Source organism: Burkholderia sp. LMG 13014 (assembly GCF_905232215.1).
Lineage (GTDB): Bacteria > Pseudomonadota > Gammaproteobacteria > Burkholderiales > Burkholderiaceae > Burkholderia.
Genome location: NZ_CAJNKE010000278.1, coordinates 1 through 7,635, shown reverse-complemented (window position 1 = coordinate 7,635; position 7,635 = coordinate 1). Strand labels below are relative to the sequence as shown.

Sequence of the window (7,635 nt, the reverse complement as noted above, 5' to 3'; positions counted from 1 at the left end):
CCCGCACGCGAACGACGCGACACAGCGCTGCACGCGCTGCCTCGATCAGTGACGACGCGCAGCGCGTCCGCTTACGCGGCGCGCTGCGCTTCCAGCCACGCCTGGAACATCAGCACCGTCCAAAGCTGGTGCTGCCAGTTCATCCGGCCGGTCTGGTGCTGCCGCCACAGGCGCTCGACCGCGGCCGCATCGAAGAAGCCTTCCTCGCGCAACCGCGACGGCCGCAACAGCGCCTCGGCCCAGTCACGCAATGAACCGCGCAGCCAGTGATCGACGGGCGCGCAAAAACCCTGCTTCGGCCGGTCGATCAGCGCGGTCGGCACGTACCGGTCGAGCAGCCGGCGCAGCAGCGCCTTCGACTGCCCTTCCGGCAAACGCACCTCCGCCGGCACGCGCCACGCGAATTCGACGACGTGATGGTCGAGGAACGGCATGCGCGTTTCGAGGCTCACGGCCATCGCCGCGCGGTCGACTTTCGCGAGGATGTCGGTCGGCAGGTAGGTGAGCGTGTCGATCGCCATCGCCTGCTCGGCGAAGCTCAGGTGCGCGGGCCACGCGGATACGGTGTCGAGCGGTGTCGCCGGCTCCTGCCCCGACAGCGCGAGGCGCTCGGGATGATGCACCGACGACATCAGCAACCGGTACAGCCCGATGCGGCTCTCGGCCGTCATCACGTGGCCGAGCTTGTGCAGGCGATCGCCGATGCGCGTCGCCGATTCGCGCGCCTCCACGCCGCCCCATGCCCCTTGTGCGACAGCCGCGAGCTGATCCGCGTGATCGGGCCGCAACGCATGCAGCGCGGCGGCGATCCGCGCGCGCACGGCGCCGGGGACGCGATGCAGCTTGCGCCACAGGCGCGGCGTCAGGAAGTAGCGCGTGTAACCGCCGAACAGCTCGTCGCCGCCGTCGCCGGACAGGCTCACCTTCACGTGCCGGCGCGTCAGCTCCGACACGAGAAAGGTCGGGATCTGCGACGCATCTGAAAACGGTTCGTCGTAGATCGACGGCAGCTTCGGCACGACGCCGAGCGCATGGTCGGCCGTGACGTACAGCTCGGTATGGCGCGTGCCGAGATGGCGCGCGACGGCCTTCGCATAACCGGCTTCGTCGTAGCCGGCTTCATGGAAGCCGATCGTGAACGTGTCGACCGGCGTCGACGATTGCGCCTGCATCAGCGCGACGATCGTCGACGAATCGACGCCGCCCGACAGGAACGCGCCGAGCGGCACGTCGGCCTCCATCTGCCGCGCGACGGCCTGGCGCAAGACCGTGTCGAGCTGGCCGACCGCCTCGTCGGCGCTGCCCTCGAACGGCTGCGCACGACCGTCCTCGATCGCCTGTTCGAGCGTCCAGTACGCGCGCAGGCGCGGCGTGTCGCGCGCATGCTCGAACTGGATATACGTGCCGGGCGGCAGCTTGCGGATGCCGCGATAGATCGTGTGCGGCGCGGGCACGCTCGACTGGCGCAGATACAGGCACAGCGCGTCACGATCGATCGCGCCATCGAAGCCCGGATAGCCGCGCAGCGCCTTCAGCTCGGACGCGAACACGAGCGCGTCGCCGATCCGGCCGTAGTAGAGCGGCTTCTCGCCGATCCGGTCACGCGCGAGCGTCAGCACCCGCGATTCGCGATTCCACAGCGCGATCGCGAACATGCCGGTCGCGCGCCGCAGCGTCGCTTCGACACCCCACGCGACGATCGCCGCGATCAGCACCTCGCTGTCGGAGTGGCCGCGCCACGCCGGTGCGCGACCCGCGCGCTCGAGCTCGGCACGCAGTTCGCGATGGTTGTAGATTTCGCCGTTGAAGACCATGACGTAGCGGCCGCACGCAGATGCCATCGGCTGTCGGCCGTGTACCGACAGGTCGACGATCGCGAGACGCCGGTGGCCGAGCGCAATGCCGGCTTCCGGATCGACCCAGATCCCCTGCCCGTCCGGCCCGCGATGCGCGAGGCTTGCCGTCATGCGCGCGAGCGTGCCGCGCGCTGTCTCCTCATCGAAGGCGACGCTATTCAGAAAGCCGTCGATTCCGCACATTGATTTGTCCGCCCCTGTTGACCAGTTCCGTCACGCATGGCGCAACCTCGCGGCCCGCCGTCCGGCGTGACGGTCGAGCCATATTACGAAGAAATAAATCAGCAATAATTCACTGGTGAATGCTGCAATCACTCGAAAAAAGCACTGTCAAGCATCGTGTGCGCATCGCGGCGGCGCGCGCGGCCGAATCGGAATGGCGCGTCGGGCCGGCCACGGGCAGGCCGGCCCGACGGTCATCGGGTCACGCGGAGCAAACAGGGGACGGACAGCGTCAGGACGGCAGACGGCGCGCCGCCAGATACGCAAGCTGCGCGCGGTTCTGCACGTTGAAGAGTTTTTCGAGCGAGCGGATATGGTGGCCGACCTTGTGCAGCGACGTGCGCAGCGCGCTCGCGATTTCCTGGTCGGACAGCCCGTGCACGAGGCGGTCGAGCACCTGCTGCTGTTCGTCGCCGAGCGCGAAGCCGCGCATGCGTGCGATGCGTGCCTCGAGGAACGGCAGCGCGACGCGATGCACCGCGAGGCTGACCGACAGCGCGCCGCCGATCACGCGATCGTCGATCCATTCGGTGCCGTGCGTCTCCGACGTCACGTTCACCGCGACACGCAGGTCGAGGCGCGGCGCCGACAGGCCGAACAGCACGCCGCTGTGCATCGCATGCGCGCGCAGATGGCCGGCGAGCGCCAGCATCTTGCGGTCGCCGCTGCCCTGCGCGGCCGCCTCGATCTCGTCGAGCCGCCACGCGACCGGAAAGCCGCTTTGCCGCACCTGCGCGAACCGCGGGTCGCTCTCGTAGAGCATGCCTTCGATAAACGGCTGCATGAACGTCGCGGGCGCGAGGTCGCGCAGCAGATGCGCGCACAGGATGCGCCGCCCGATCATTTCAAAAGCGCCGTAACCGAGCGTACTGAAACCGATTTGCCGCAATCGCGCATGGCATTGCGCAAAATCGACCGAGCCAAGGTCGGTTTTACCGGATTCAATTTGAATGCCGGTAAAAACGTCATGCCCGATTGCCTGATATTCATTCGAATAAGCCGCAGCCGTTGCAATATCGGCCTGCGAAAACCACTCGACGCGTGGTGCGCCGTCAGCATATGCCATGAGGAGCCCGCCCTTTCCCAATATGTGAACCTGCGCCCCGTCACGATCTGGTCTTTTCTTTATGGATTTTCTGGTCTTCGTTATATGCGTGCGAATAGGAATCTTTCGCCGCCATTAGTATTACGGCATATTACGCGTACACCGGCATTTTTGTACAATGCCCCCGCGTTTCGTCAGGGATGACGATCGGCGCATATCACACCGATGCGCGATCGCACCGCCGCGAATGCCGTACACGATACGGCCGCCGCTAGGCGATGCGCGTCGATTCCGAGGGATGGCTCATGTCCGATATTGCATTGCATGAAGAAGCGGTCGCCCCAACCTTTCCCCGCCCGTCGCACGGGCTGGACGCGTGCCCGGACGCGCGGCGGGAGCGCCCGGTGCAGGTCGTCTGGTGCGACGACGTGCAACACGGTGCGCCCACGCAGCCGCACGCGCCGAAGCTCGGCGTCGCCGATACGCTCGCACACGCGCAGAGCACGGCCGAGCGCAGCCGGATCGTCGCGAGCCTGCTGCATCTGACGGGCTTCTCGACATTCGCGTACTTCGCGCTCGAATTCGCGCACGAGCGGGTCGAAAGTCTCTACCTGCACGAAGCGTTCACGCCGGCCACCTATCGCGGCGACTACGTGCGGCACAACCATCACGACATCGATCCGCGCACGCTCGGCGCGCGCGTGTGCAACATGCCGATCGTGTGGGACCTGCAGCAGTTGCGCCGCGAACACCGCGAGCGCGACGCCGGCCCGCGCGTGACGCCGGCCGCGCTCGACGGCTTCCTGCAGACGATGCAGGACGACGGGATGTGCAGCGGCGTCATGTATTCGATGGCCGTGCCCGGCACGCGGCTGCACGCGTTCATGAGCTTCACCGCGCCGCGCCGCACGCGCGAATGGATCACGCCGGCGACGATCGAGCAGGCGCTGTCGATCGGGCTGTCGGTGCACAAGTTCGCGTCGCCGCAATTGATCTCGACGTCGCGCGAACGCGCGGTGAACGGGCTCACGCCGTTCGAGCAGGAACTGCTGCTCGGCATCGCGGAAGGCGCCTCGGACAAGGAGATCGGCCGGCGCCTCGACACCAGCGCGCACAACGTCGACTATCACCTGCGCAAGCTGCGCAAGCGCTTCGGCGTCGCGAACCGGATCCAGCTCACCTACCTGACGTCGAAGCTCGAATTGATCTGACGGCCGCCAGTCGTGCGCGGTGCGGCGCGTCGCGTCGCAAGCGGACGCGTAAACGCACATGCCGGCCTCGAGGGCCGGCATGTGCGGGTTGCGGCGCGGTGCCGGGTCCGGCGCCGCTTCCTGGAAGATGCGCTGCGTTACTTCAGCAGCATCATCTGCACCACCTTGACGATCACGAGACCGACCGCGATCACGAGATAGCCGCGCAGCACGGTCATCCACACGCGCGTCGTCAGCGTCATCTTCTGCGGCTCGAGCGTGTCGAGGGGCGGCATGCGCCACGTGTCGCGTTGCGAGCGGTCGACGCCCGGTTCGACGACGCGCTTGTTGCGGCGGATCAGCACCGTCGCGAGATAGCCGACGATTGCGAACACGCTGCCGCCCACCAGCACATCGAGGATCGCTTCACCGCTGATGTCCGGATACATCACCGATGCGGTCAAGATGATCGACAGCATGACGAGCACCCAGATCACCGCGCCCGTGAACACGTTGAGCTTCGTCGAGTTGATCCACGGGCCGAGCACCTGCTTGTCGTTGCAAAGCAGCAGCAGGAACACGGTCGCGCTCGGCAGCAGCACGCCCGCGAGCGTTTGCACGGCTTCCGTCAGCAGGCCGAGCGGGCTGCCCGGGATCAGCACCAGCGCCGCGGCGGCCGCGACGATGCCGAAGTAGACGAGATAGAAGCCCTTCGCGTCCGACACGTTACGATGCAGCGAGTGACGGATCTTGAACACGTCGCCGATCGCATAGGCGGTCGACAGCGATACGGCCGCCGCGCCGATGATGCATGCGTCGAGCAAGGCGACGGCGAACAGCGTCGCGCTCGTGCGGCCCGAATACTTCTCGAGGCCTGCGATGATGCCGCCGGCGTCGGTGAAGTTGCCGAATTCCGGATGGCCCGAGAACAGCTGGGCCGAGAACGCGATCATCGCGACTGCGCCGACCAGCACGAAGGCGATGCCGATCCACAGGTCCGCCTTTTCATACTTCATGAAGCGCGGCGTGATGCGCTTGTCGATCACGTAGCTCTGCTGGAAGAACAACTGCCATGGCGCGACCGTCGTGCCGACGATACCGATCACGAGCAGCATCACGTCGGACAGCTTCGCATGCGCGGGCCAGTTCGGCACGAAGAAATCGCGCGAGATCTGCGCCACCGGCGGATGGATCGACACGAGCACCGGCACGAGCAGCAGGCTCAGCAGGCACAGCACGATCGCGAACCGCTCGAAGCGCCTGAAATCCCCGGTACTCACCGCGGCCATGGTCAGTGCCGCGGCCACGCACACGCCGGCCACCTTCGGCAGCCCGAAGAAATCCAGCACGAACGTGATGCCGATGAACTCGGTCACGATGGTGAGCGCATTGAGCAGGAACAGGTCGATCACGCTGAACGCGCCCCAGAACTTGCCGAAGCGCTCGAAGATCAGGCGTGCATGGCCGACGCCCGTGACCGCGCCGAGGCGCAGCACCATTTCCTGGTTCACGTACAGCACGGGCACGAGCAGCAGCAGCGTCCACAGCAGCGTCGTGCCGTAGTTCTGGCCGGCCTGCGTGTAGGTGCCGAATGCGCCGGCGTCGTTATCGCCGACCATCACGATGAGGCCGGGGCCGATGATGGCGAGCAGCGTGCGCAGACGCGCCCACCACGTGCTGCGGGCACCGGTGTCGTGACGCGCGATCGTGCCGAGCGCGCCGCGGATATCGCCCAGGTGGGCTTCGTCGAGCACGGCGCTGCGTTCGGCGGCGATCGGTGGAGAAACGTTGGATGGCGTGGACATGATTTATTCCGTACGGCTAAGGGTTATCTAAAGAGCGTGTGACCTTGGAATGCGCGCGGGGCAGCCGCTCGATGGCGGCCGCGCGTGCGCATGCCGAGGCGCGCTCGGTGCTTCGTGCTTCAGTGGATCAACGATTTCAACTGGTTCAACAGGCGGGTGAACACCCGCGGACGGGCGTCGAGCATCAGCATCGCGTCGTAGTGGTTGCGCGATTCCGTGACGTGCGGGAGATTCGACAGCAGAAGGCCGAAGTTCATGGTCTGGCTCCGTGCGGCGATGGCAGGCGTGCCGGCCGCGTGGTGGGCGCGGGGCCAGTCCGGGGCCTGAACGACGTGTCAGGCTAGTGGGCCGGATTGTCCCTGCGACCCGGGTTCAAAAGGGTCTGTATGTGCAATGGGCATAAGGGACAACTGTCACTGTCGTTCATGGCGGCTCCTGTTCCGGTGCGGTGTTCCGGAGAACACGGTTGACCGCCGTCAGGCCTGCGGGCCGGGATTCGCGAGCCCGGGAAAGGCGTGCGCGAACGCGGCCGCCTGCCAGGCGGCGGTGAAACCGGACGGCGCATGCGAAAACGCATCACGCTAACCGGCGCGAATCAGGGTGCACGTAGGGAGTTACTGCTGAATACTGCTGCGCGCACCGTTTGCCTGGGTGACAAACGGCGGCTTCTAGTGAGGCGCGGACGTTTGTCGCTCAGGCGGAAATTTCGTTCGAAGATCGACTACTGCAGGCGTCCAAGGCGGCGGCCCCAAAAGTGAAGATGGCGGATTCTATGGACGCCCCGAAAGTGAAGTCAACCCCTCGAAACCCCTTTTCTCGAAATAAATTTCCTGCTTCGCGGCACTGAAAGATTTGCCCTTGAAAACACGCGGCACAACCTTTCAGGGCGCGTTGTCCCGCCGGGGTCCGATGCGTAGAACAACGGGGCGGCGCCTCCCGTCGTGTTCATCTGCCGCCCGCCCCGTGCCCGAGCAGGCCGTCGCGGCGCCCGCGCAACGTGCGCCATTTTTATGCGTTTTTTACTTGCGCTGCAGCAAACGACACGCATACAATCCGCCGCAATTCATCAAGGGAGTCCCTCCGTGGACACATGCTCTAGTTGTAGTTCGATGCCGGTCCAGGCCGGCCAAGCCATCGCGAGATAGCAGCCAGACGCATGTCTTTCGCCGCTAACTCGCATTCGTCGGGTTAGCGCGCTTCCTCCCGGGCCGGCCATCGCCGGTTCATCCGTTGCACGCTCCGTTACGTTCCACCCTCCGATCGCAGGCCGCGTCATGCGCCCGCGCTCGACCACGTCGTCCGGCCCGAGCCGGACACGACGGAGGCAGCGTCATGTTTTTTCAATCGTTCGCAGTCAGACTCAAGCGGATCGTGCACGTCGCATGCGACCGCTCGTTCGTTTCCGGCCTCTCGCCGCTCGCCCACGCGTTCAGCAACTGGCGCGGCACGGCGCTCGCCCATGTGCCGGCGACGCCTCGCCCGCTCGACTGCCTGATGGTCGCGGTAATGGCAGCCGC

6 protein-coding genes are annotated in these 7,635 nt (G+C 65.9%); 2 read left to right on the top strand and 4 right to left on the bottom strand.

Annotation, left to right across the window (positions count from 1 at the left end; all coding sequences use genetic code 11):
- Positions 1-71: 71 nt before the first annotated feature.
- Both asnB and JYJ84_RS23045 read right to left on the bottom strand, forming a co-directional pair.
- On the bottom strand, positions 72-2,039 hold the full coding sequence (asnB, locus tag JYJ84_RS23050; protein ID WP_174955778.1) for an asparagine synthase (glutamine-hydrolyzing): 1,968 nt from the start codon (positions 2,037-2,039) through the stop codon (positions 72-74).
- A 271-nt stretch (positions 2,040-2,310) separates the two neighbouring features.
- Entirely contained in the window at positions 2,311-3,144 is an 834-nt protein-coding gene (locus JYJ84_RS23045) for an autoinducer binding domain-containing protein (RefSeq protein WP_175220176.1), read from the bottom strand.
- 284 nt (positions 3,145-3,428) lie between these two features.
- On the opposite strand from JYJ84_RS23045, the gene JYJ84_RS23040 reads away from it, so the two are divergent.
- Entirely contained in the window at positions 3,429-4,334 is a 906-nt protein-coding gene (locus JYJ84_RS23040) for a LuxR family transcriptional regulator (RefSeq protein ID WP_175220174.1), read from the top strand.
- Between the two features lie 137 nt (positions 4,335-4,471).
- Here the strand turns inward: JYJ84_RS23040 and JYJ84_RS23035 are convergent, their stop codons facing one another.
- Together JYJ84_RS23035 and JYJ84_RS23030 are read right to left on the bottom strand one after the other, a co-directional pair.
- A complete protein-coding gene (locus tag JYJ84_RS23035) occupies positions 4,472-6,118 on the bottom strand; it encodes an NRAMP family divalent metal transporter (RefSeq protein WP_175220172.1) in 1,647 nt (548 codons plus the stop codon).
- A 119-nt stretch (positions 6,119-6,237) separates the two neighbouring features.
- Positions 6,238-6,375, bottom strand: a complete 138-nt coding sequence (locus JYJ84_RS23030) for a hypothetical protein (RefSeq protein WP_175220170.1) — start codon at positions 6,373-6,375, stop codon at positions 6,238-6,240.
- Positions 6,376-7,450: 1,075 nt separating this feature from the next.
- On the opposite strand from JYJ84_RS23030, the gene JYJ84_RS23025 reads away from it, so the two are divergent.
- Positions 7,451-7,635: hypothetical protein (locus tag JYJ84_RS23025; protein WP_205189502.1), on the top strand; the 185-nt coding region annotated here is incomplete at its 3' end.

Coding starts and splice junctions, on each gene's coding strand:
- asnB (WP_174955778.1), bottom strand. CDS start 2,039: ATGTGCGGAATCGACGGCTTTCTGAATAGCGTCGCCTTCGATGAGGAG.
- JYJ84_RS23030 (WP_175220170.1), bottom strand. CDS start 6,375: ATGAACTTCGGCCTTCTGCTGTCGAATCTCCCGCACGTCACGGAATCG.
- JYJ84_RS23045 (WP_175220176.1), bottom strand. CDS start 3,144: ATGGCATATGCTGACGGCGCACCACGCGTCGAGTGGTTTTCGCAGGCC.
- JYJ84_RS23040 (WP_175220174.1), top strand. CDS start 3,429: ATGTCCGATATTGCATTGCATGAAGAAGCGGTCGCCCCAACCTTTCCC.
- JYJ84_RS23035 (WP_175220172.1), bottom strand. CDS start 6,118: ATGTCCACGCCATCCAACGTTTCTCCACCGATCGCCGCCGAACGCAGC.